Origin of the sequence: Kribbella sp. VKM Ac-2568 (genome assembly GCF_004345365.1) — a bacterium.
GTDB lineage: Bacteria > Actinomycetota > Actinomycetes > Propionibacteriales > Kribbellaceae > Kribbella > Kribbella orskensis.
Map to the genome: position 1 here is coordinate 138,211 of NZ_SLVF01000017.1, position 24,605 is coordinate 162,815.

Below are 24,605 nucleotides of genomic sequence, written 5' to 3' on the forward strand. Positions count from 1 at the left end.
CGATCTTAGGCTGACGGCTTCTCCGGCTTCTCCCCCTGCTGGTCGGGCGGGAGCACCGGGGTGATGCGGCGGCCCTGGGCATCGGTGCTGGGCAGCCGCGGTCTGGTGCCCTGGAAGCGGGTCGAGGAAGCGGTCTCGCGCGCCGAGAGCGGCTTCGCGACGTTCTCCAGCGACTGGCCTTCCGCGTCGACCCCGAAGAACCAGGCGATCAGACCACCGATCAGCATCACGCAGGCGCCGATGATGTAACCGACCGTCAGCGGACCCCGGGCCGGGTTCTCGCCCTCACCGATCAGCGACGCGAACAGGAACGGCGCCACCACACCACCGGTGAGCTGCGAGATCGCGAAGAAGAACGAGATCGCCTGGCCGCGCAGCTCGATCGGGAAGATCTCGCTGACCGTCAGGTACGCCGAGGACGCTCCCGCCGAGGCGAAGAAGAACACCACGCACCACAGACCGGTCAGCGTCGCCGCGGTCAGCACGCCCGCGTTGAACAGCAGCGCGGTGATGAACAGCACGACAGCCGAGATCGAGTACGTGGCGAGGATCATCTTGCGCCGGCCGATGGTGTCGAAGAGATGGCCCAGCAGCAGCGGTCCGGCCAGGTTGCCGATCGCGAACGGGAAGAAGTACAGCGCGATGCTCGAGTCGTCCAGCCCGAAGTAGGTGTTCAGCACCAGCGCGTAGGTGAAGAAGATCGCGTTGTAGAGGAAAGCCTGCGTGACCATCATCGAGAAGCCGAGGAACGACCTGCTGCGGTAGTCGCGCAACATCACCCGGGCGATCTCGCGGTACGTCACCGGCGGGTAGTCGACCACGTTGATGGCCTCGTCGTCGGTCACCTCGCGCAGTTCGCCACCCTGGCGGCGGACCGTCTCCTCGATCCGGTCGACGGTGGCCTCGGCCTCCTCGACCCGGCCGTGCGTCATCAGCCAGCGCGGGCTCTCGGGGATGTGCCTGCGCAGGTAGATGATCATCAGGCCCATCACCGGCCCGATCAGGAAGCACAGCCGCCAGCCCCACTCGATCGGCACCAGGTCGTCGTTCAGGAAGACCAGGCCGACCGCGGAACCGATCAGCGCGCCGGCCCAGTAGGTGCCGTTCACGCCGATGTCCACCCGGCCGCGGTACTTCGACGGGATCAGCTCGTCGATCGCGGAGTTGATCGCGGCGTACTCACCGCCGATCCCCATCCCGGCCACGAAGCGGCAGACGGCGAGCGACCAGAAGTCCCAGCTCAGCCCGGCCGCGCCGGAGGCGATCAGGTAGACCAGCAGGGTGATGATGAACAGGCTCCGGCGACCCCACTTGTCGGTCAGCCGGCCGAACACGAGCGCGCCGACGACCTCGCCGGCCAGGTAGATCGACGCGAGCAGACCGACCTGCTGGGTACTCAGCCCGAGGGTCTGCGGCTCCTTCAGCACGTTGCCGACCAGCGAGACCAGCTGGATCTCCAGACCGTCGAGGATCCAGGAGACACCGAGACCGACGACGATCATCCAGTGGAACCTCGTCCACGGCAGCCGGTCCATCCTGGCGGGTACCAGACTCGGTATCGCCCTACCCTCGTCCAACGCGTGCTCGGTGCTCATCAGCCACTCCTCCTGGCCCGTTGCGATCGTCCGCTGGACTCGGTACCCCCACGGTCACGAACCCAAAACCCACCGTCATCCGGACGGCCGGATCGCCTTGCCGGGGGGCTGATTAGAGTGGCTGGTATGGACAACGAGATCACCATCGCGGACGCGCCGGACCGCAGCCGGTACGAGGCCCACGATGCCGACGGCAACCTGATGGGCTTCGTCGACTACAGACTGACCAGCTCGGCGATCGCCTTCCTGCACGCGGAGACCCTGCCGGACTACCGCGGCCGCGGCGTGGCGGGCAAGATCGCGGTCAAGTCGCTCGAGGACGCCCGGGACGCCGGGCTGCGGGTCAAGCCGCTGTGCCCCTTCTACAAGCAATTCCTCGAGGAGCACACCGAGTACGCCGACCTCGTCGGCGCCCCGGAAGCGAAGTGACCGCGCCGGTGCTCGGCAGCCTCGAGTGGAAGCCCGCCGCCGAGGTGCCCGAACTGCTGGCCGAGCCGGTTCGTTCCGCACTGGGCGACCTGCCCGCCTACGCCGTCGCGATCGACCCCACGCTGGCCGACACCGCCGCCTTCTGCGCGGAGTACGACGTACCGATGGCGGCGTCGGCGAACTGCGTCATCGTGCACGGCGAGCGCGCCGGCGAGTCGACGTACGCCGCGGTGATGGTGCTCGCCACCCACCGCGCGGACGTGAACGGCGTAATCCGCAAGCACCTCGGCGTCCGGAAGATCTCCTTCGCGGCGCAGGACGACGCGGTGGGTTCGACCGGGATGGAGTACGGCGGGATCACCCCGATCGGGTTGCCGACCGACTGGCCGGTGCTCGTCGACGAGGCCGTCGCACAGGCTGGTCCGGTCGTCATCGGCAGCGGGATCCGCGGCTCGAAGCTGCTCGTCGAAGGCGCCGACCTGGCCAAACTGCCCACCGCCACGGTGCTCGCGCTGGCCTCCCCGAGCTGAAGTTCCGGATAACATCAGAACGCTCTCATTGTGCTGGCCCGGCCGCGGCTGACCGGGCATGACCTACGGGGACGTGATGACCGCGTGACGGTGGCTGGTGGCGAGGGTGGCCCGACCGCGCTGCGGATCATGCTCGGCGGGCACCTGCGCCGGATGCGTGAGGCCGCGAAGATCAGCCGTGCCGACGCCGGCTGGCAGATCCGCGCCTCCGAGTCCAAGGTCAGCCGGATGGAGCTCGGCCGGGTCGGCTTCAAGGAACGCGACGTCAGCGACCTGCTCGACCTGTACGAGCTGAAGGACCCCGAGGAACGCGAGCGGCTGATGGACCTGGCCCGCGCCGCGAACAACCCCGGCTGGTGGTCGCGGTACGGCGATGTGATGCCGAGCTGGTTCTCGAACTACGTCGGGCTCGAGGTGGCCGCCAAGCTGATCCGGACCTACGAGGTGCTCTTCGTGCCCGGGCTGCTGCAGACCAAGGACTACGCCCGGGCGGTCGTCCAGCTCGGCAAGGCGTACCTGCCCGCCGAGGAGATCGAGCAGCGCGTGGCCCTGCGGGTGGCCCGCCAGCAGATCCTCACCCGGCCGGACCCGGCGAAGCTCTGGGTGGTCATCGACGAGGCCGTCCTGCACCGGCCGGTCGGTGGACGCGCGACGATGCGCGAGCAGATCGAGTACCTGATGAAGATGGCGAAGCTGCCGAACATCACCCTGCAGGTGATGCCGTTCAGCAGCATCGGCTACCCGGGCGCCGGTGGTGCCTTCAGCATCCTGCGGTTCCCGGAGGGCGATCTGCCGGACGTGGTCTACATCGAGCACGCGGCCAGCGCGCTGTACCTGGACAAACTCGAGGACCTGGACGAGTACACCGCGATCATGGAGGCGCTGACGATCTCGGCCGCGCCGGTCACCGCCACCCAGCCGATGCTCGCCGAGGCGCTGGAACGCATGTCCTGAAAAGGATCAGCCCCTCCGGAGCAGTGCTCCAGAGGGGCTGATTCGACACAGTGTCAGGAGACGACGAGGCCGACCTTGATGTTGCCGCGGGTGGCGTTGGAGTACGGGCAGACCTCGTGGGCCTTGGCGACGAGCTCCTCGGCGATCGCGCGGTCGACGTCCGGCAGGCTGACGACGAGCTCGACCTCGAGCCCGTAGCCGACGCCACCGTTGATCGGGCCGATGCCGACCTCCGCGGTGACCGTCGAGTGGTCGACGTTCTGGCGGGCCCGGCGGCCGACCAGCTTCAGCGCGCTGTGGAAGCAGGACGCGAATCCAGCCGCGAACAACTGCTCGGGGTTCGTACCCTCGCCGTTGCCACCCATCTCCTTCGGCGGCGCGACGGTGACATCGAGCTTGCCGTCGTCGCTGGCGGTGTGGCCGTCACGACCACCGTGCGCGGTGGCGCGGGCGGTGTACAGAACCTTCTCGACTGCGATGGTCATCTGTTAGGACTTCTTTCGGGGGGTTGTGAGGGGTGATCAGTGGGCGGGATCAAGCACGAGCTTGCCGACGGTACGGCGGGCTCGCAGGTCTTCGTGGGCGGTGGCGACGTCGGACATCGCGTAGTCGCCACCGACGATCGGGCGGAGCTTGCCGGCTCCGGCCAGCTCGAACAGTTCGGCCAGCGGGTCGCCGAGCAGCGCCGGGTTCTTGAAGCAGTCGGCCAGCCAGAAGCCGGCGATCGTCTTCGAGCCCTTCATCAGCCGGCCCGGCTCGATCGCGTTGGCGCTCTGGCGTGAGGCCGCGCCGAAGGTGACCAGGCGGCCGAACCGGCCGAGCGCGGCGAACGACTCGTCGAACACCGGACCGCCGACCATCTCGAGCACGATGTCGACGGGCTTGCCGCCGTTCGCCTCGAGGATGCGGTCCTTCAGGCCCTCGGGGTCGCCGTCGATGGCGGCGTCCGCGCCGAGCTCCAGAGTCTGCTTGCGCTTGTCGTCGGTGGAGGCCGTCGCGATCACGCGCCCGGCGCCCCAGAGCTTGGCGAGCTGGATCGCGAGTGAGCCGACGCCGCCCGCGCCCGCGTGCACCAGCACCGACTCCCCCGCCTTGAAGTGGGTCGAAGTCTTCAGCAGATGCCAGGCGGTCGTACCTTGCAGGACCAGCGCCAGCGCTTCCCCGTCGCTGACACCTTCCGGCACGTCGAACACGTACGGCGCGTGCGCCACGGCCTTCTCGGCATAACCACCGGACCCGACGAGCGCGACCACCCGACGGCCGTCCGCAGTACGGCCGACGACCTCGCCACCCGGGATCAGCGGCAGCTCCGCCTTCGACAGATAGCTGTTCTCGACCTGATGGGTGTCGGCGTAATTGATCCCGGCTCGGTCGACGGTGATCAGGACCTGCCCCTCACCGGCCGTCGGCTCCTCGACATCGCTGACCTTGAGGACCTCGGGTCCACCGAACTCGGTGATCTGTACGGCTCGCACGCTGCAGAATCCCTTCGCGTCGTCCAGCTGCTCTACGGTGTACTATACACCGTACGGTAGACGTTCCGTAGTGATCTACGACCCATCAGGGAGGTACCCCGGATGCCGGCCAAGACCCGCACTCCGCGCAACACGCTCAGCCCCGAGCTGATCGTGCGGACCGCGCTCGACCTGATGGAGGGCCAGGGCACCGATGCCTTCAGCCTCCGCGGTCTGGCCGCCGAGCTGGGCGTCGGCCCGATGGCGCTCTACACCTACTTCCGCAACAAGGACGACCTGTACGACGCGGTCCGCGACCACCTGATGGGGCTCATCCCGCCGGTCCCCGAGGGCGTCGCCTGGCCGGACCAGGTCCGCGCCGTCTGCCGGGGACTGCGCGCGCTGATGCTGCAACACCCTTGCCTCGCGCAACTACTGGCCGGCCGGCCACTGAGCGGCCACGAGACCGCCCGAGTGGCCGAAGGCCTGCTCGGCGTACTGCGGTCGGCCGGGTTCGATGCGCAGACGGCGGCCCGGACGCACACCACCTTGTTCACCTATGTCCTCGGTGCGACGTCCTGGGAGATCCAGATGGCGGCCGAGCGGCAGGACCCGCAGGAGCGGCGCCGGCTGCGGGCCACGATCGAGTCACTCTCCCCCACCGAGTTCCCGACCGTCGTCGAACTGACACCGGAGCTGTCCCGCACGACCGGCGGCGACGAGCAGTTCGACTACGGCCTGGACCTGCTGCTGGCAGGCCTGCAGAGGGGCCAGCAGGCCAGCGGGTAGTCCTCGATCAGAAGACCATCGTGACGATGGCGATGATGCCGATCACCACGATGAGGACCCGCAGCGCTGTCGGGTGGAGCTTGCGGCCGTAGCGGGCGCCGACGAATCCGCCGATCGTCGAGCCGACCGCGATCAGCGCCGCGGCCAGCCAGTCCACGTCCGCGACGATGATGAACAAGATCGCCGCAGCCGTGTTGACCACGGTGGCGAGCACGTTCTTCAAACCGTTCATCCGCTGCAGATTGGCGTCCATCCCGATGCCGAGGATCGCCATCAGGAGAACACCCTGGGCGGCGCCGAAGTACCCGCCGTACACACCGGTCGCGAAGACGGCCGGAATCACCCACCAGGCTCCGCGATGGGTGTGCTCAGGAAGGCTGATCCGCTTGGACAGCCAGGGCTGCAGGGCCACCAGAACACAGCCCAGGAGGATCAGCCCGGGCACGATCGCCTCGAACGCAGAGCCCGGCAGCTTGAGCAGCAGGACCGCTCCGACGATGCCCCCGACCAGTGAAGCGGGAATCAGCCGCAGCATCCGGCCACGCTGGCCTTCGAGCTCGCGCCGGTAACCGATCGCGCCGGCCGCCGTACCGGGTGACAAGCCGACGCTGTTGCTGACATTCGCCAGCACCGGCGGGATGCCGACAGCAAGCAACGCGGGGAAGGTCAGCAAAGTGCCGGAACCCACCACCGCGTTGATTGTGCCTGCGCCTATGCCCGCCACGAAGACGAGCAGCGCCTCGAACCATGTCATCGCTGCCAGACTCTACGCACCTGACAGACGTAGCTGCTCGTCAGTCCGACCAATGAACCGGAAAGTGCAGTGGACGTCACACGGCCCGGCTCACACCCTGAGGTGTGAGCCGGGCCGTGATCAGTACGTCGTACCGAGGCTGGTCAGCGCTCGACCGGCGGTTCCGCCGACGGCGGCACGTCCTGTACGGCCGGCTCCGGGTTGGCCGTCACCGCCGGGGTCGCACTCTGCTGCTGGCTGCGCGAACTGACAGCCGCGTTCTGTGCCGCGGCGATCGCTTCCTGGACCGCGTGGTCGGCCTCGGCCACCGCGGCATCCGGAACAGCCGCCGAACCCATCCCGCTCTCGACCTCGATCGCGTGCGAGTCGCCCAGGTCGGGCTCCGGGAACGGACCTTCGGCCTTCTGGGTGATGCCGGCGATCTGGCCGACGGCACTGCCGAGACCCTCCATCGCCTTGCCGATCTCGCTGGGGATGATCCACAGCTTGTTCGAGTCGCCTTGAGCGATCGACGGCAGCATCTGCAGGTACTGGTAGGCCAGCAGACCCTGGTCCGGCTTGCCGGCGTGGATCGCGTTGAAGACGGTCGTGATGGCCTGCGCCTCACCTTGCGCCTTCAGGATCCGGGCCTCCCGCTCGGCCTGCGCCCGCAGGATGCGGGACTCCCGGTCACCTTGCGCGGTGAGGATCGCGGACTGCTTCTGACCCTCGGCCGACAGAACGGCCGACTGCCGCATACCTTCGGCGGTCAGGATCGCGGCGCGCTTGTCGCGGTCGGCGCGCATCTGCTTCTCCATCGAGTCCTGGATCGACGGCGGCGGGTCGATCGAGCGGAGCTCCACCCGGTTCACCCGGATGCCCCACTTGCCGGTCGCCTCGTCCAGCACGTAGCGCAGCTTCTCGTTGATCTCCTCGCGGCTGGTCAGCGTCTGCTCCAGGTCCATGCCACCGATGATGTTTCGCAGCGTCGTCATGGTGAGCTGCTCGATCGCCTGGATGTAGTTGGAGATCTCGTACGTCGCCCGCACCGGGTCGTTCACCTGGAAGTAGATGACGGAGTCGATCGACACCATCAGGTTGTCCTCGGTGATGACGCCCTGGGGCGGGAACGCGACCACCTGCTCGCGCATGTCGATCGTGTAGCGCACCTTGTCGACGAACGGGGTCAGCAGGTTCAGGCCGGGCTGCAGACCCACCTTGAACTTCCCGAACCGTTCCACGATGCCGACGGTCTGCTGCTGCACGACCCGGACGGACTTGATCAGTGTGACGACCACCAGTAAGGCGACCAATGCCAACACTATGAGGAACGCGGTCACGTGACCCTCCCACTCGATGAACCCTCAGGACGGACAGTCTTTCCTATCGACGGTCCACTGGGGGCAACGGTTCCCTCACGATCCGGCTTCCTGATCAGTCAGGTTCCGGACCGCCGCACCGCCGGCCGAAGCGTCGCCGATGGCAACGATGTCCTACTTCCGACAGTACTTCGCGCGCACCGCCGCACAACGCCACCCGACCAGCGCGCCACAGCACGACTGTGCATCAGACCTGACGCCGGTGGCGGTGCGGTCGGCGAGGAGGTCAGGAGTCGTTCTTCTGGTCGGTGGGGTCGGGTTGGCCGAGCTCGGGGCGGTGGGTGAGAGGCTCGCCGACCGGATAAACGACCGCGGTGGCGCCGTCGATGCCCATCACCTCGACGCGGGTGCCCGGCGGGATGGTGGAGACCTCGTCGTACGGGCGGGCGGTCCAGAGCTCACCGTTCAGCTTGATCGAGCCGCCGCCGTCGGGGTGGATCTCCTTGATCACGACACCATTGCGGCCGATCACGTGCGCCGAGCCGGTCTTCAGCTCGACGCCGTGGTGGATCTTGCGGACCAGCAACGGGCGGATGGCGGCGAGCATCGCGGCCGCGGTGATCAGGCCGACGACGATCTGCAGCCACAAGAGATGCGGGAACAGGGCACTCACGCCGGCGGCCGTGATCGCCCCCGCCGCCAGCATCAGCAAGGTGAAGTCGAGTGAGGCGAGCTCAGCCAGACCGAGTACGACGGCGATCCCGAGCCAAGCCGCCCAGACGTTGTCCCGCAGCCAATCCATCATCTGCCAACTCTATCCGCGATCAGGACCTCCAGCAGGTCCACCAACCGTCCGACGCACCCGGACGGTTCGAGGATTCCCTCTTCACCTACCAGCCAACACCCCACCCACAAATCCACCCGCCACGAAGAGGCGGTGGCAGCTGGAGCCTCCGGGTCCAGAGGCCAGCGCGGTGTAGCCGCCTGGTCTGGTCAAGGGTCAGAAGACTCGGACGATGAAGTCGAAGGTCAGAGGGCTCGGGCGGTGTAGCGGCCGTCGATGTGGTCGAGGGCCAGGGGGATGTCGAAGGTTTCGCTGAGGGTCTGGGCGGTCAGGGCCTCGGTGATGGGACCGGCGCTGACGATGCGGCCCTGCTTCAGCAACAGGGCGTGGGTGAAGCCCGGCGGGATCTCCTCGACGTGGTGGGTGACGAGGACCATCGCGGGGGCACCTTCGGCGGTCGCGATCCGGCTGAGGGAGCGGACCAAGTGTTCGCGACCCGTAAGGTCCAGACCTGCCGCCGGCTCGTCGAGGAGCATCAGCTCGGGGTCCGTCATCAGGGCCCGGGCGATCTGGACGCGCTTGCGCTCACCCTCTGACAAGGTGCCGAAGGTGCGGTCGCTGAGGTGACCGATACCGAGTTCGGTCAGCAGTTCCTTGGCCCGCTGATGGTCGAGCTCGTCGTACTCCTCGCGCCAGCGACCCAGTACGGCGTACGAGGCGGAGACGACCACGTCGGCGACGCGTTCGGAGCGTGGCAGGCGATCCGCGAGGGCTGCGCTGGTCAGGCCGATCCGCGGCCGGAGCTCGAACACGTCGACCGCGCCGAGGACCTCGTCGAGCAGCCCGACGACACCGGTGGTCGGGTGCATCTGCGCCGCCAGGATCTGCAGCATCGTCGTCTTGCCCGCGCCGTTGGGGCCGATCACCACCCACCGGTCGGCCTCGTCGACCGACCAGTCGATGTTGTCGAGCAGACGCGCATCACCGCGGACGATCGAGACACCGGCGAGCTCCACCACTGCAGTCATGGACCAAAACCTACGGGGTCGGCCGCGGCGAGGTGCGCCGACCCTGGTGGTGTCGGGCCGGCGGCCGCCGGATGGGACAATGTCAGGTGTGCTGACCACTGCCGCCTCGGTGCGTTTCACCGTCTGGACCAACGCGATGCTGACCGGCGCCTGCGACCCGGACACGGCCGCGCACAAGATCCTCGGCGACGACGTCGGCCACCACGTGTCCGGCCTCGCCGCCCACCCGGCGCCCGCGACGTTGCCGGTGGCACTCAACCTGCTCCGCGCGGCCGGCGCCATCCAGGCCCATCTCGCCCTGCCGATCCCCGGCGACCCGATCGGGCTGGCCGGACCACCGCCGTTCAACGAGGCCGCGCTCGAGACGGGCGAGGCCGTCGTACTGACCGGGACTGAGCTCGGGCTCGTACCGGCGTACGTCGGACCGGCGGTGCAGTGGACGGTGTTGCCGGCGACCAGTCCCCCACCGGCCGACCTCGGGGAAGCCGACCGGGGACTGCGGGCCGCGCTGATCGAGGCGGCCGAGTCGCTCGCCGCCCTGGACGTGGCCAGGTGGAAGCCTGAGGTCGCCGACGCGCTGATCGACATCCGCAGGATCGGCTCCAGCAAGGGCGACGATCTCGCTCCCGGCTACGAGGCCCGCGCCGTGAAGACCGCCGCGACCGCAAGGCGCCTGCTCGCGATCGCGGACGCGGCGCTCGAGGACGACGGAGCGGCCGTCACCGGCGCCGAAGCCGATGCCAGGCGCCGCACGCTGCTGAATCTGGCCGCTGCCGCGCGCCGTGCACTCGTCGCCGCATGTGGACCGCCGACTCCCCGTTAACCATTCTTGGGTAGCGTCATCCTCGTCATGACTGGACAGGCTGAGTACGACGCGCACCCCATCGATCGCCCGACCCTGCTGGTCACGCTGACCGGCACGGACCGCCCGGGCCTCACCTCCGCCGTGCTGTCGACGCTGGCCGGCCGCGGCCTGGACGTGATCGACGCCGAACAGGTCGTACTCCGGGGCCGGCTGGTACTCGGGGTGCTGCTGACCGCGCCGCGGGACCACAAGGAGCTGAAGAAGGACCTCAAGACGCTCGCCGAAAACCTCGAGGTCGAGATCGACGTCTCGAAGGGCATCGGCGACAACGAACCGCGCCGCAAGGGCCGCAGCCAGGTGACCGTGATCGGGAATCCCCTGTCGGCCGCGGGGCTCGCCGCGATCGCCGGCCGGATCGCCGACATCGGGGGGAACATCGACCGGATCAGCCGGATGGCGCGCTACCCGGTCACCGCGATGGAGATCGCCGTGTCCGGCGCCGACCCGGACGCCCTGCGCGCCGTACTCGCGCTCGAAGGTGTCGCCCAGCGCCTGGACGTCGCAGTACAGGCGGGTGGGCTGTATCGCCGGGCCAAGCGGCTGATCGTGATGGACGTCGACTCGACCCTGATCCAGGGCGAGGTGATCGAGATGCTCGCCGAGCACGCCGGCCGGCTGGCGGAGGTCGCCGCGGTCACCGAGCAGGCGATGCGCGGCGAGCTCGACTTCGCCGAATCGCTGCGGCACCGGGTGGCGACCCTCGAAGGGTTGAGTGTCTCAGCGCTCGACGAGGTGTACGACGCGATCGAGCTGGCGCCGGGGGCTCGCACGCTGGTGCGGACGCTGAAGCGGCTCGGGTACCAGTTCGCGATCGTCAGCGGCGGGTTCAGCCAGATCACCGACAAGCTCGCAGCCGAGCTCGGCATCGACTTCGCGGCGGCGAACGTGCTGGAGATCGTCGATGGCAAGCTCACCGGCAAGGTGGTCGGCGAGATCGTCGACCGGGCCGGCAAGGCGACGGCACTGCGGCGGTTCGCGGCCGCCTCGCACACTCCGCTGTCCCAGACGGTGGCGATCGGCGACGGCGCGAACGACCTGGACATGCTCGCCGCGGCCGGCCTCGGCATCGCCTTCAACGCCAAGCCGGTCGTCCGCGAGGCCGCCGACACCCACCTGAGCGTCCCCTACCTCGACACGATCCTCTACCTGCTCGGCATCTCCCGCGAAGAAGTAGAAGCCGCCGACGCCGACGGCGCCCTCACCTGAGGTCGAGCTTGGTGTGCACCGCGGATTGCTTGGGCAGTCTCAGCTGACTTCCCCAATCTCGGCAGCGGATGGCGGGACGATCGGCAACTGCTGCCCGAACGCGCTCAACGTCACCCTCACGTTCGCCGCGAAGCCAGTGGTGGTGCTGAACAGGTACTCGATCCGACGCGGCAGGTCGTTGCCATCGATGGCGATCGACACGCTCAGACCCTTTCGTGTCGTCTTCGCCACGCGCTCGTCAAGCATTTCCCCCAGCGCATGATCCGCGGCCGCCTTCCCCAGATCGATGGTGAAGATGTACTCCTGCGCTTCGCCGGAGGTGTCGATCGTGAGCTGCCCGCCCCGTTTGAAACCTGTCGTGTACGCCGTGCCGCCGATCACCTGGTGCGCCAGGGCGACCCCGATCATCATCTTGGCGAGCTTCAGCGCTTCCTGCTCGGGCGGATTCTTGCTGCGTGGGTTCAGCCTGGCCCACGGGCGCTGCGCGCTGCCGGTCAGCTTGTCGTCCCGCATATACACCGCGTCGCCGAGCCTGACGACCGAGATGCCTCCGGTCACAAGTGCCACGTCGGTCACGCCGTCCCTCGTCTGCACATCCGCCGTGAGGTCCACGGTTTCGCGTTGGCCTTTGCCGACCAGCGCGCCGTCGACGTGGAATGAGCCCTTCGCCTCGAGCGCACCCAGTACGAGCGGGGCGAAGGTCCCGACCGTCAGCTCAGCCGAGGAGGGCGACGTGTTCGAGGGCGTGCTCTTGACCGCCGGGCTCTCATCGGCACCACCACAGGCGACCGGCAGGACCACGATGGCGGTCAACGCGATCGCGCGCGGCAAGGTGATTCGCACAGCAGACTCCCCGGGAGGTTCGAGGGTCACGCTGCAAATGAGGTTCAGGCAGACCCGAGGAGTGATGGTGACACATCCGGCCGCCACGCGCAGTACGGCTGGATTGCAACAAGCTGCGGAATCCAGGGCATATTTGCCAACAGCAACCGGGCGGATGAGGATCTTGGGCATGTCTGTCGTTTCCAGGGTGCCGGCCGGGTTCAGCGGCCGGGCGGCGAGCACTGCCGATGTCGAGGCGATCCATCGGCTGGTGGTGGCGGTCGAGAACGAGCAGCTCGGGTACACCGAGGCGTCGGCGGACGGGATCATGGCCTCCATCACCCGGCCTGGGCTCGACCTCGCCGACGACACGCTGGTCATCCACGACGAGAGCGGCCGGCTCGCGGGATGGGCGTGGCTGAACCGCGGGCGGCGAGCGCAGATCGACGTCGATCCCGCCTTCAGAGGCCGGGGCGTCGGGACCGCGTTGCTCGACTGGGCCGAGGCGCGGGCCACTGAGCTGGGCAGCGACTGGATAGCTCAGACGGTCGATGATGCCGACGAAGCTGGAACCGAACTGCTGCGCTCGCGCGGGTATGAAGTACTGGCGACGAACTGGCAGCTCGAGATGCCGATGCCGGTCGAGCCCGTCGTACCGGCGCTGCCCGCGGGGATCACCGTGCGGCCGTTCGAGGATCGTGACGCGGCGGCGGTTCACCTTGTGGTGGAGGACGCCTTCGCCGACTGGCAGCCGCGGCGGAAGTCGTACCAGGAGTGGGCTCGGCTGAACATCGAGCGGGAGACCTTCGCCCCGGCGCTCTCGCCGCTCGCGTTCGCCGGTGACGAGGTGGTCGGGGTGGTGCTGAGCCTCGATCTGCCCGACTCCGACGAGGGGTACGTCGAGCAGCTCGCCGTACGGCGTGATCACCGCGGCCAGGGAATCGCGCGAGGATTGCTGGCGGTCGCGAGGCGCGGGTTCTACCAGCAGGGCCGGCGGAACCTGATCCTCTGGACGCACTCGGGGACCGGCGCTCTGGCGATGTACGAGCGCCTCGGGATGAGCGTGCGGCGCAGTACGACGGTCTACTGCGGAAGCCTTCCCGGCGGAAATCCTTCGAGCGGGAACGTTCCCTCGCGGTCTTGACGCGATCCAGCGTGACGAGCCGTTGACACACGGCGATGAGAGCGCTCCCATAGGCATACTTCGTACCTTTCGGCGCCGCACTGGTGATGGCGCCGGTCCAAGACCGTGGAGGTCGCCATGCGTTCCCGCCCGAACAAACCATCCACACGTCGCCGAACCATCCTCAGCGTCCTGCTCGCCCCCGTCCTGGTCGCCGTCCCGCTGACCATCGCGGCCCAGGCGAGCGTTCCCCCGTCCGCCGCCGGATGGACGACGGTCTGGAGCGACGACTTCGACGGCGCCGGAGGCTCGCTGCCTTCCAGCGCCAACTGGATCATCGACACCGGCCACGGCTACCCCGGCGGCCCCGGCAACTGGGGCACCGGCGAGATCCAGAACTACACGAACAGCACCAGCAACCTCGCGTTGGACGGCGCCGGGAACCTCCGGATCACGCCACGCCGGGACGCCGCCGGCAGTTGGACGTCGGCCCGGATCGAGACGCAGCGCAGCAACTTCAAGCCACCCTCCGGCGGCGTCCTCGCGATCGAGGGCAGGATCCAGATGCCGAACGTGACGGGCAACGCGGCACTCGGGTACTGGCCCGCGTTCTGGGCACTCGGCCAGCCGTACCGGGGGAACTACTGGAACTGGCCGGGCATCGGCGAGTTCGACATCATGGAGAACGTCAACGGGATCAACTCCGTCTGGGGCGTCCTGCACTGCGGCGTGAACCCCGGCGGCCCGTGCAACGAGACCAGCGGGATCGCCAGCAACAGGGCCTGTCCCGGCTCGTCGTGCCAGTCCGCGTTGCACACCTACCGGTTCGAGTGGGACCAGAGCATCTCGCCGAACCAGTTCCGCTGGTACGTCGACGGCCAGCAGTTCCACTCGGTCAGCCAGGGGCAGTTGCCGGCCGACACCTGGGCCAACATGACGAACCACGCGGGGTACTTCATCCTGCTGAACCTCGCGATCGGCGGCGCCTTCCCCGACGCGCTGAACGGTCCCACGCCGCGGGCCGAGACCGTGCCGGACCGCCCGATGATCGTGGACTACGTGGCGGTGTCGACGAAGGGCGGCGGCACCCCGCCCACCACGCCGCCCACTACCCCGCCGACCACTCCCCCGCCCGGCGGCGGAGGCAGTGCCTACAGCACCATCCAGGCCGAGTCCTACACGCAGCAAGGCGGTACTGGCGTGGAGACCACCACTGACTCAGGCGGCGGGCAGAACCTCATGCAGCTGGGCAACGGCGACTGGGCCATGTATCGCAGCATCGACTTCAGCAGCTCGGCGGCACATCAGTTCAGCGGCCGGGTGGCATCAGGTGCTTCAGGCGGTGTCAGCGGCCTCGTCGAGGTGCGCCTCGACAACAGGTCGAACGCACCGATCGGCAGCTTCGCCATCGCCAACACAGGCGGCTGGCAGAGCTGGCGGACAGTCCCGGCGAACATCGGCGCCGTCACCGGGGTGCACGACGTGTACCTCACCTTCACCAGCGGTCAGCCGGCTGACTTCGTGAACCTCAACTGGTTCACCTTCGGCCACTGACATGCGCGCGAAGAAGGACCCAGCCGCGGGAGTCGTGCTGGTCGCGGCAGCCGCCGCAGTACTGGTTCATCAGCAGGCCGAGGCCGCCCCGGAGCACCCGATGGTGGACCACTCGACAATGAACCACGGGCAGGCGCCTGACGCGACGGAGGCCGCGGCAATGGCTCGACTGCAGGCCACGCCGGTTCCGTGGTAGGAGTACCGGTGGCGCCGGAGCGGGTCACCATCTACTACCAGGGGATCACCGACCGGACCCGCGCGACGGCTTATCCGCAAGAGCTTCGGTACGTGATCGGCAGCGACCAGCCCGGACCAGAACCCGGCGGCAAGGTGGTCCTGCGTCAGGCAGAGCCAGTCGAGCCGCGACTTCCTGATCTGCCCGGCCGGTTCGAAGCTGGAGAACTACCTCGACTTCCCGACCTGCTGGGACGGCGTACGGCTGGACTCGCCGAACCACAAGGACCACATGGCGTGCCCACCGGCGCCACCTGCCCCGCGAGCCACCCGGTCGTCGTACCGCGGCTCGAGTTCCTCATCACCTACCCAGTGAACGGAGCCGGCCTCACCCTGGCCGGCACCCGCAACGGCCAACTCGTCACCACAGCCCCCGGCTACCCCTTCCACGGCGACTTCCTGAATGCCTGGGACCCGGCCGAGCTCCAGCGACGAGTCGACAACTACATCAAGGCGGGCTACATCTGCGGCACCGACGGCAAGCCCAGCCAGCAGTAAAAGGTGGTGCCGGGGCTGCGGTCCCGTCCCAGCCCGGCACCACCTCTAGCGATTGATGGCTACACGGCCCGCCAACGCGTGGCGTGGCGGCCATTGCGCGCACACCGTGCTACAGCACCTTAGCTATACCGGGCAGGAACCAAGCCACCTTCAGGAGACGGTAGCGATTTCCACGTGAGGGTCGGCATGGTTGATAAAGACTGGCTGGAGGCTACTCCTTTGCGGACAACCGGCCTGACCCTCGCTGATACCCACCGGCTTCGACGTGTTATGTCGGTGGTCTTCCGTCGCGACGATGCCCGCGCTAGCATCCCGTCATCACAAGGCGTGACAACTGGGGGAAAACATGGCAAGAGGCAAGCATGCGCCGCGCGTGAGCTCAGGCTTTTATCTGGGAGGGCAACAAGCCGAGGCGGATCCTCTCCTCGAAGATGCGTTCTACGAAACAACGCAGTACAAGGCGATTTCATCACGCGACGACCATAGGTGCTTCATCATCGGTCGCACGGGTAGTGGCAAATCTGCGATACTTCGACGCCTTGAGCTTCAGTATCCCGAACATGTAATCCGGATAACGCCAGAGGATCTTTCACTGACGTACGTTGCCGACCTTCAGTCGATTCGTTGGCTTAGCGCCGAAGGCGTGCATCTTGATCCCCTGTTTATTGCCCTGTGGAAGCATGTTCTTTTAGTCGAGATAATAAGGCATCGCTATCAGGTTGATTCTCCAACCGCAAAGCAGAATTTCTTGGCCAATCTTGCCGATAGAATCAAGCGCGACAAAAGCAAAGTGGAGGCTCTGAAATATTTGGATGAATTTCAAGGGAAATTTTGGTGTGAAGCCGATGAGCGCGTTCGAGAAATAGCAGACCGCTTCGAAACACAAATTCAGTCAGAGGCAGGAGTCGAAGCGAAAGGGTTACGCGGAGGCATAACGCAAGGCTCAACTAAAATCACCGAAAACAAGTCTGAAATAGTTGCCAGGTATCAGCGTATCGTGAATGAGACGCAACTGCCACGCCTGAACCAAATGATCAAAGTACTCGATGAGGATATACTCGACTCGAAACAGAATTTCACGTTCGTCGTGATAGATGATCTCGATCAGGATTGGGTCGACGATTCGGTGACCAACGCGCTGATTCGCTGCCTATTCAGAGCAGTCCTGGATCTACAGCGTGTGCAGAATCTCAAGGTGATCGTTGCGCTTAGGACGAATATCTTCGAGGCTTTGGACTTCGGTCGCAGAACCGGCGGCCAGGAGGAGAAGTTCAGGGCCTTGTCAATGCGCATCCAATGGTCGGCCGCAGACCTGGAAGCGATGCTGAACGAGAGAGCAAAGGCCGCGGGCCTGAGAGTAGGAATAGCCCTCAGAGGCATACGCGACCTACTGCCTTCCACCAACAAGACTCGGGGTGATGCTCTTGAATTCATCCTCCGCCGGACGCTGATGAGGCCTCGCGATGTAATTGCCTATCTCAATGAGTGCCTTGAAGGCACTGCAGGTAAGCCTCGTATAACCTGGGATAGAATTCACGATGCTGAGTCTGCCTACTCCAGAAACAGACGCCTCGCGCTAAGAGATGAGTGGAAGCCGACATTCCCAGGGATCGATGAGGTTTTCTCTATTTTCGAAGGAAAAGGCCGGAAGCTAACTCCGGATCAAATGGGATTGATACTCGATGACATTGCCATGCTCACGGCAGATCATGACTTCATCGGAACCGACTGGCTAGGAAAACTGACCTCAGAGATTTGGAACCCGAAGCAGGGGACCTGGTCCGACAAATATAAATCTCTCGTAGGCCTTCTGTTCGACATTGGCTTTATTGGATGCATTCACAACGGCCACCCACCTGTGTTTAGCTACCAAGATCCGGATCATCTCGACCGCCCCTCCAAGCTCTCCCGTGTTCAGTTCTTCTTAATTCATCCTGCTTTCCATGATGCCTTGGACCTGACATATGCCTAAGTCACGCCACCAAATGGGACCTTGGCTTTTTCCACAGAAGGTCCATTCTTCCACCACCCTCTCTAAATCAAGAACCACTTCACTCACTTCCGGCTTGGTAGGTCATATTTCCTGATTCTTTCTCCCTACATAGTTGTTAGATTTCAGCTGGCTGGCAGGTCTTAGATCAACCTGCTAGCGCAGGTGATTTCCTGGACGCAGTGGCGTCAACTCGGCGCCGTGCTCGGCATCAAGATCCTGGTGGCCGTCCTCAGCCACAGCGCCAAACAGCCTGGTGGACCGTCGTCGCCATGCCCCTGGCCACCCATGGTCTGGCCCATCCCGAAGGCCCGCACCGCCTGACTCCGGGTCCGCCGAGAGCGGGCACGCCGGGTTGCCATGGGGTGGTCGGGGGGTGGAGCACTTATTGTTCGGCTATGTCTGAACAGCAGGGTGGGGTGACGACGGGCGGGCCGGGGGCTCTGTTCGCCATTGGTGGGGCCGAGGACAAGCTGAAGAAGCGGATGGTCCTGCAGGAGTTCGTCGAGGCGGCGGGCGGCTCGAAGGCGCGGATCGTGGTGGTTCCGACCGCCTCCGCGCTGGGGCCGGACGTGGTCGACGTCTACTCGGCGTTGTTCGCCGCGCTCGGGGCCGCCAGCGTGGTCGGCGTACGGCCGGAGAACCGTGAGGACGCCGACGACCCCGCCTTCATCGAGCCGCTGAACGAGGCGACCGGGATCTTCATGACCGGCGGCAACCAGCTCAAGCTGAGCGGCGTGGTCACCGGTACCGCGTTCGGCCGGGCCGTGACCGCGGCTCATGCCCGGGGCGCGGCCGTCGGAGGTACGTCGGCCGGCGCGAGCATCCTGGCCGAGCACATGATCGCGTTCGGGCGCTCCGGGGCGACCCCGCGGCAGCGGATGAGCCAGCTGGCCGGCGGGCTCGGCTTGGTCCAGGGCGCGATCGTGGACCAGCACTTCGCCCAGCGCAACCGTTACGGCCGCCTGCTGTCCCTGGTGGCGCAGTCCCCCGGGCTGCTCGGGATCGGCGTCGACGAGGACACCGCGGCCGTCGTACGGGGGTCTCACCTGGAGGTCGTCGGGCGGGGTGCGGTGACGATCTTCGACGGCAGCCGGATCACCTCGAACGCGCACTACGCGAGCCGCTCCGAGGCGATCCTCGCGTCCGGCGTCGTCCTGCACGTGCTCCCCGCGACCGCGACCTTCGACCTCAAGGCCCGCGTCCTGCTCTCGTACGGCGCGCAGCCGCCGGCCGAGGAGATCGCCTCGATCGAGGCCGCCGAGGCGGATCTGCGCAACCTCGCCAAGGAGATCGCCGCCGAGGGCGTCTCCCCGGCGTACTACGCCGAGCGCAAGCGCCGGGCCGGGCGCCGCACAGCCAAGGCGGCGGCGCCGGCCAAGAAGGCGGCCACGGCGAAGAAGTCCAGATCGTCGGCCGCCGGGCAGTCCAGACCGGAGGCGACCGAGCCTCTGAGCGCGGGCGCCGAACTCAGCCGACCAGACACCGAGCCAGGGCCGACTCCAGGGCCGCAACCAGACAGTGGGACCGAATGACCGATACCGCCGCCGACCAGACCCAGGGCACCCCCAGCCCGGACCTGAAGATCATCGAGACCCGGGTCTACCGGGGCCCGAACGTGTGGAGCTACGACCCCGCCATCCAGCTGGTGGTCGACCTGGGGTCGCTGGAGCACTTCCCCTCCAACACGATCGACGGCTTCACCGAGCGGCTGCTCGGGTACCTCCCCCGGCTGGACCAGCACCACTGCTCGCGCGGCCGGCGCGGTGGCTTCATCGAGCGGCTGCAGGAGGGCACCTGGCTCGGGCACATCGCCGAGCACGTCTCGCTGCAACTGCAGCAAGAGGCCGGCCACGACATGCGGCGCGGCAAGACCCGCCAGGTCAAGGGCGTGCCCGGCCGGTACAACATCGTCTACGCGTACGCCGACGAGGCGGTCGGCCTGGCCGCGGGTGAACTCGCAGTCCGGTTCGTGAACCACCTGGTGCAGCCGGATCCCGGGTTCGACTTCACCACCGAGCTCGAGCGGTTCATCAAGCAGGCCGAGCGGACCGCGTTCGGGCCGTCCACCCAGGCGATCGTCGACGAGGCGGTGTCCCGTGACATCCCGTGGATCCGGCTGAACAAGTTCAGCCTGGTCCAGCTCGGACAAGGCGTGCACGCGAAGCGGATCCGGGCCACGATGACGTCCGAGACCGGCTCGATCGCGGTGGACGTCGCCAGCGACAAGGACCTGACCACCCGGTTGCTGGCCTCGGCGGGACTTCCGGTGCCGCGGTCCGGCTCGGTCCGCGACGTGGAGGACGCGGTACAGCTTGCGAACAAGATCGGCTATCCGGTCGTGTGCAAGCCACTGGACGGCAACCACGGTCGTGGCGTCTGTCTGAACCTGAAGGACGCGGACGAACTGCGCGAGGCGTTCCCGATCGCCGCGGAGCAGTCGCGCCGCGGCTCGGTGATCGTGGAGAACTTCGTCACCGGCAAGGACTATCGCTGCCTGATCATCAACGGCCGGATGGAGGCCATCGCCGAGCGGGTGCCCGCGCACGTCGTCGGCGACGGCGTGCACACGGTGGCCGAACTGGTGGACATCACCAACGCGGACCCGCGGCGAGGCGTCGGCCACGAGAAGATCCTGACCCGGATCACGGTGAACGCGGGCGCGCGCGAACTGGTCCGCAGCCAGGGCTTCGAGCTGGACGACGTGCCGCCCGAGGACACCATGGTGAAGCTCACGCTCACCGGGAACATGTCGACCGGCGGGATCTCGATCGACCGCACCTTCGAGGCACACCCGGAGAACGTCGAGATCGCGGAGGAAGCGGCCCGGATGATCGGGCTGGACATCGCCGGCATCGACTTCATCTGCCCGGACATCACCCAGCCGGTCCGCGAGACCGGCGGCGCGATCTGCGAGGTGAACGCCGCCCCTGGGTTCCGGATGCACACGAACCCGACGATCGGCGACCCGCAGTACATCGCCAAGCCGGTGGTGGACATGCTGTTCCCGCCGGGCGCGACCAGCCGGATCCCGATCGTCGCGGTGACCGGGACGAACGGCAAGACGACCACGTCCCGGATGATCAGCCACGTCTTCAAGGGGATGGGCCGCAAGGTCGGGATGACCTCGACCGACGGCATCGTGATCGACGAACGGCTGGTGATCCGGTCCGACGCGTCCGGGCCGAAGTCCGCCCGGATGGTGCTGCAGAACCCGCGCGTCGACTTCGCCGTGTTCGAGGTGGCTCGCGGCGGGATCCTGCGCGAGGGCCTCGGCTACCAGCGCAACGACGTCGCCGTGGTGCTGAACATCCAGCCGGACCACCTCGGTATGCGCGGGGTGGACACCCTGGAGCAACTGGCCGACGTGAAGGCCGTACTGGTGGAGGCGGTGCCGCGCAACGGGTTCGCAGTACTGAACGCCGACGATCCGCTGGTGCGCAAGATGCGGCGGAAGTGCTCGGGCGAGGTGGTGTGGTTCAGCGTCTCCGAGCCTGGCAGCGAGGTCCGCGACTACATCGAGGGCCATTGCCGGCGCGGTGGTCGTGCGGTCGTGCTGGACCGCTCCGACCTCGGCGACATGATCATCATGAAGCACGGCCGGCGGTCGATGCAGCTGGCGTGGACCCACTTGCTGCCGGCAACGTTCGGTGGGCGGGCGATGATGAACGTGCAGAACGCGATGGCCGCCGCCGCGGCAGCCTTCGCGGCCGGAGCTCCCCTGCATGACATCCGGCAGGGACTGCGGACGTTCAACACGTCGTACTACCTGTCCCCCGGCCGGCTGAACGAGATCGACGTCGACGGGCGGACCGTCATCGTCGACTACTGCCACAACGCGCCGGCGATGCGGATGCTCGGCGACTTCGTCGACAAGCTCGGCGAGAGCCTGAACGCGTCGTCCGAGCTCGGCCGGCCGTCGCGGATCGGCGTGATCGCGACCGCGGGAGACCGGCGGGACGACGACATGCGCGAACTGGGCGAGGTCGCGGCGCAGCACTTCGACGTCGTGATCGTCCGCGAGGACGCGCGGCTGCGCGGCCGGCAACGTGGCAGCACCGCCGAGCTCGTCAGCGAGGGCGTCCGTACCGCGATGGAGAACGGTGCGCGCTGTCGCCAGGTCGAGACCGTGATCGACGAGCTGACCGCGGTCCGGCACGCCCTGAGCAGGTCCAACCCCGGTGACCTCGTGGTGCTCTGCGTCGACCAGCATCAGACCGTGCTGGCGGAGCTCGAATCGGTGTCCCACCTGGCCCAGGCGGGCGCCCGGTTCGGCGACGAGGGCGGCGACCCGGACTTCGTCCGCTCTGACGAGGAAGCTTCCCCGTCAGAGGAGTAGACGGACCGTGAGCGGGGACACACTGTGTGTCCCCGCTCAGGGGGAACTCGGCTAGGGGAAGCCTCGTTGGCCTGTCCGTGAAGACCAAGTTGCTGACGGCCTGTCTGGCCGTCGCCCTCCCTCTGTTGCTGTCCTCCTGCGGATCGTCGGCTCCGCCCCAGGCCTCGGCGGATTCCGCGACGCAGGCCGCCGCCACGACACCTGGTGTTCTGGTCGAGGACGCCTGGGTGCGAGCGACCGTCGGCGCCAAGGACACGACAATGACGGCCGCCTTCATGTCCCTGACCAACCCGGGCGGCACGGACATCAAGTTGACCTCGGCAACCTCTCCGGCGGCCGGCGTGGTGCAGTTGCACGAGATGGCGATGAAAGGCGGCAAGATGGTGATGCAGGAGAAGGCCGGTGGCATCAACGTCCTGGCCGAGTCCCACGCCCATCTCGCGCCTAGCGGCGACCACGTGATGCTGATGGGTCTGAAGCAGGCGCTCAAGCCCGGTGACGAAGTACCGCTGACGCTGAAGTTCTCCGACGGTTCCTCGCACGACCTGACGGTGCCGGTGAAGGCGTTCAGCGAGGAGGAAGAGCACTACCACCCGTCCGCCACACCCACAAGCACACCTTGACCGCGCGGCCATCTCGACGGCAACTCTTCGGGTACGCCGGAGCCGCCGCTGCTGGTGCCGCTGTCACCGGCGTAGCTGTTGTGCTGGGCAAGGATGACCCCGCCGCCAGCAGCACCGAGGCCACAGTCGTTGTCCGGGATATCGAGCCGTATGGCGATCACCAGCCTGCTGTCGCGGCGGCGTCACCCAAGCACGCCGAGCTGGTCGCACTCAACCTGCTGAGCGGCACCGATCGGGCGGCGCTCGGCCGGCTGATGCGGCTCTGGACGGCGGACATCGTTGCCCTGAGCGCCGGTCGCCCCGCACCCGGCGACACTGCCCCGGAGCTCGCCCTCCCCGGCGTCGCACTGACGACAACCGTTGGCTTCGGACCGCGGGTGTTCGCCCTGCCAGGGCTTGCTAGGTTGAAACCTGGTGGGCTCGACGATCTGCCGGTGATGTCGCACGATCGCCTGCAGCCGGCGTGGTCTGGTGGCGATCTCCTGCTGCTCGTCGGTGCGGACGACCCGGTGTCGGTCGTTCACGCAGTACGGCGTCTCGTGGCTGATGCGGCTCCGTTCGCGCGGCCGGTTTGGCGGCAGACGGGATTCTGGAACGGCACCGGCGCCGACGGGAAACCTGCCACCGGGCGGAACCTCTTCGGCCAGGTGGACGGCACCGGCAACCCCGCCCCCGGTACTCCGGAGTTCGACAGCACGGTGTGGTCGACGGACGGCCCCGACTGGTTCCGGGGCGGTACGACGCTGGTGGTCAGGCGGATCAGGATGAACCTGGACACCTGGGACGAGCTCACCCGCTCAGAACAGGAACGCGCGGTCGGCCGGAAGCTCTCCACCGGTGCTCCGCTCACGGGGTCGGTCGAGCACGACGAACTGGATCTCGAGAAGCGGGACGCCGATGGTCGCCTGGTGATCGCCGAGAACGCGCACGCGCGGCTCTCCCACCATTCGACGAACGACGGTCGCCGGATCTTCCGCAAGGGCCTCAACTACGTCCAGGACACCGGCGCAACCCGCGAGTCCGGCCTGATCTTCCTCAGCTACCAGGCCGACGTCGCAGGCCAGTTCCTCCCGCTGCTGGCTCGTCTGGACGCGGCGGACGCCCTCAACGAGTGGACCACCACCATCGGCTCAGCCGTCTTCGCAATCCCACCGGGCTTCCACCCAGGCGGATGGCTAGCCCAACCCCTCCTGCGCTAGCCCCTCCCCCCACTCCAAGCCCCACCCCAAGCCCAAGGTCCCCGGGCCCCATCTCCCGGCAACCTTGTGCAGCGGCTGAGCGTTTCCCACGGTCCCGGGCACTCATTCGAAGCCCAAAGTCCGCCGCCCCTCGCCGCAGTCCCGCCCCTCGCCTAGTCCCGACGACCTTGTGCACCAGCCGTGCGCCTCTCGCGGCGCTGGGCACTCACTCCAAGCACAAAGTCCCCGCCCTCGCCGCAACCCCAGCGACCTTGTGCACCAGCCGAACACCTCCCCGGGCCCCAACCACCCCACCCGAAGCCCAAGTCCCCGGGCCCCAATCCCGGCGACCTTGTGCACCGGCCGAGTGTTTCCCACGGTCCCGGGCACTCATTCGAAGCACAAAGTCCGCCGGGCGCGGGACGAGGACCTCCGCGGGATCCGGGTACGGCGCCGGAGCCGCGCGGGCTCCCGCGCCGCGCGAAGCCGCCTGGACCAGGTGCGCAGGATCAGCGCAATCACGGGGCCGCGAGACCGGAGCCGGGGCGCGTCGGCGGC

The 24,605-nt window shown here is 67.3% G+C and carries 22 protein-coding genes and 1 pseudogene; 15 read left to right on the forward strand and 8 right to left on the reverse strand.

Annotated features, from left to right (window positions below; all coding sequences use genetic code 11):
• Positions 1-5: 5 nt before the first annotated feature.
• Positions 6-1,595, reverse strand: coding sequence for an MFS transporter (locus EV648_RS37295; protein ID WP_132300316.1), 1,590 nt, complete (start codon positions 1,593-1,595; stop codon positions 6-8).
• Between the two features lie 126 nt (positions 1,596-1,721).
• Between EV648_RS37295 and EV648_RS37300 the strand changes: the two genes are divergently transcribed.
• The 3 genes from EV648_RS37300 to EV648_RS37310 all read left to right on the forward strand — a co-directional run bounded on the left by EV648_RS37300 (position 1,722) and on the right by EV648_RS37310 (position 3,508).
• Positions 1,722-2,024, forward strand: a complete 303-nt coding sequence (locus tag EV648_RS37300; protein WP_132300318.1) for a GNAT family N-acetyltransferase — start codon at positions 1,722-1,724, stop codon at positions 2,022-2,024.
• Entirely contained in the window at positions 2,021-2,554 is a 534-nt protein-coding gene (locus tag EV648_RS37305) for a YbaK/EbsC family protein (protein WP_132300320.1), read from the forward strand. Before EV648_RS37300 ends, EV648_RS37305 begins: the two co-directional genes overlap by 4 nt.
• A 129-nt stretch (positions 2,555-2,683) precedes the next feature.
• On the forward strand, positions 2,684-3,508 hold the full coding sequence (locus tag EV648_RS37310; RefSeq protein WP_132300430.1) for a helix-turn-helix transcriptional regulator: 825 nt from the start codon (positions 2,684-2,686) through the stop codon (positions 3,506-3,508).
• A 53-nt stretch (positions 3,509-3,561) separates the two neighbouring features.
• On the opposite strand, the gene EV648_RS37315 is transcribed toward EV648_RS37310, so the two are convergent.
• The gene (locus EV648_RS37315; RefSeq protein ID WP_132300322.1) at positions 3,562-3,993 is read right to left on the reverse strand and encodes an organic hydroperoxide resistance protein; all 432 of its coding nucleotides are present in this window, start codon (positions 3,991-3,993) and stop codon (positions 3,562-3,564) included.
• 36 nt (positions 3,994-4,029) lie between these two features.
• Entirely contained in the window at positions 4,030-4,983 is a 954-nt protein-coding gene (locus EV648_RS37320) for an NADPH:quinone oxidoreductase family protein (RefSeq protein WP_132300324.1), read from the reverse strand.
• A 102-nt stretch (positions 4,984-5,085) separates the two neighbouring features.
• On the opposite strand from EV648_RS37320, the gene EV648_RS37325 reads away from it, so the two are divergent.
• Positions 5,086-5,751 (forward strand): TetR/AcrR family transcriptional regulator, encoded by a 666-nt coding sequence (locus tag EV648_RS37325; protein ID WP_132300326.1) that lies wholly within the window; start codon positions 5,086-5,088, stop codon positions 5,749-5,751.
• Between the two features lie 7 nt (positions 5,752-5,758).
• Here the strand turns inward: EV648_RS37325 and EV648_RS37330 are convergent, their stop codons facing one another.
• The 4 genes from EV648_RS37330 to EV648_RS37345 form a co-directional block, all read right to left on the reverse strand.
• Positions 5,759-6,505, reverse strand: a complete 747-nt coding sequence (locus EV648_RS37330; protein ID WP_132300328.1) for a sulfite exporter TauE/SafE family protein — start codon at positions 6,503-6,505, stop codon at positions 5,759-5,761.
• Positions 6,506-6,648: 143 nt separating this feature from the next.
• On the reverse strand, positions 6,649-7,824 hold the full coding sequence (locus EV648_RS37335; protein ID WP_132300330.1) for an SPFH domain-containing protein: 1,176 nt from the start codon (positions 7,822-7,824) through the stop codon (positions 6,649-6,651).
• A gap of 265 nt (positions 7,825-8,089) precedes the next feature.
• Entirely contained in the window at positions 8,090-8,608 is a 519-nt protein-coding gene (locus tag EV648_RS37340) for an NfeD family protein (RefSeq protein WP_132300332.1), read from the reverse strand.
• Between the two features lie 224 nt (positions 8,609-8,832).
• A complete protein-coding gene (locus EV648_RS37345) occupies positions 8,833-9,615 on the reverse strand; it encodes an ABC transporter ATP-binding protein (protein WP_132300334.1) in 783 nt (260 codons plus the stop codon).
• A gap of 79 nt (positions 9,616-9,694) precedes the next feature.
• On the opposite strand from EV648_RS37345, the gene EV648_RS37350 reads away from it, so the two are divergent.
• Positions 9,695-10,438, forward strand: coding sequence for a hypothetical protein (locus EV648_RS37350; protein ID WP_132300336.1), 744 nt, complete (start codon positions 9,695-9,697; stop codon positions 10,436-10,438).
• A gap of 27 nt (positions 10,439-10,465) precedes the next feature.
• Positions 10,466-11,686, forward strand: a complete 1,221-nt coding sequence (gene serB / locus EV648_RS37355) for a phosphoserine phosphatase SerB (protein ID WP_132300338.1) — start codon at positions 10,466-10,468, stop codon at positions 11,684-11,686.
• 39 nt (positions 11,687-11,725) lie between these two features.
• Here the strand turns inward: serB and EV648_RS37360 are convergent, their stop codons facing one another.
• A complete protein-coding gene (locus tag EV648_RS37360) occupies positions 11,726-12,751 on the reverse strand; it encodes a hypothetical protein (RefSeq protein ID WP_132300340.1) in 1,026 nt (341 codons plus the stop codon).
• On the opposite strand from EV648_RS37360, the gene EV648_RS37365 reads away from it, so the two are divergent.
• The 9 genes and pseudogenes from EV648_RS37365 to EV648_RS37405 all read left to right on the forward strand — a co-directional run bounded on the left by EV648_RS37365 (position 12,699) and on the right by EV648_RS37405 (position 24,068).
• Positions 12,699-13,652 (forward strand): GNAT family N-acetyltransferase, encoded by a 954-nt coding sequence (locus EV648_RS37365; RefSeq protein WP_132300342.1) that lies wholly within the window; start codon positions 12,699-12,701, stop codon positions 13,650-13,652. The two genes, EV648_RS37360 and EV648_RS37365, sit on opposite strands and share 53 nt — an antisense overlap.
• Before the next feature lie 117 nt (positions 13,653-13,769).
• Positions 13,770-15,185, forward strand: a complete 1,416-nt coding sequence (locus tag EV648_RS37370) for a glycoside hydrolase family 16 protein (RefSeq protein WP_132300344.1) — start codon at positions 13,770-13,772, stop codon at positions 15,183-15,185.
• Position 15,186: 1 nt separating this feature from the next.
• Positions 15,187-15,381, forward strand: coding sequence for a hypothetical protein (locus EV648_RS37375; protein ID WP_132300346.1), 195 nt, complete (start codon positions 15,187-15,189; stop codon positions 15,379-15,381).
• 174 nt (positions 15,382-15,555) lie between these two features.
• Positions 15,556-15,917, forward strand: a pseudogene (locus EV648_RS37380) (DUF1996 domain-containing protein).
• Positions 15,918-16,263: 346 nt separating this feature from the next.
• On the forward strand, positions 16,264-17,889 hold the full coding sequence (locus EV648_RS37385; protein ID WP_132300350.1) for a P-loop ATPase, Sll1717 family: 1,626 nt from the start codon (positions 16,264-16,266) through the stop codon (positions 17,887-17,889).
• Positions 17,890-18,305: 416 nt separating this feature from the next.
• Entirely contained in the window at positions 18,306-19,442 is a 1,137-nt protein-coding gene (locus EV648_RS37390; RefSeq protein ID WP_132300352.1) for a cyanophycinase, read from the forward strand.
• Complete coding sequence (gene cphA / locus EV648_RS37395) at positions 19,439-22,246, forward strand: cyanophycin synthetase (protein ID WP_132300354.1); 2,808 nt, start codon at positions 19,439-19,441, stop codon at positions 22,244-22,246. Before EV648_RS37390 ends, cphA begins: the two co-directional genes overlap by 4 nt.
• A gap of 77 nt (positions 22,247-22,323) precedes the next feature.
• Positions 22,324-22,869, forward strand: coding sequence for a copper chaperone PCu(A)C (locus EV648_RS37400; RefSeq protein WP_132300356.1), 546 nt, complete (start codon positions 22,324-22,326; stop codon positions 22,867-22,869).
• Entirely contained in the window at positions 22,866-24,068 is a 1,203-nt protein-coding gene (locus EV648_RS37405) for a Dyp-type peroxidase (RefSeq protein WP_132300358.1), read from the forward strand. The genes EV648_RS37400 and EV648_RS37405 overlap by 4 nt, the downstream gene beginning before the upstream one ends.
• Positions 24,069-24,605 lie beyond the last annotated feature (537 nt).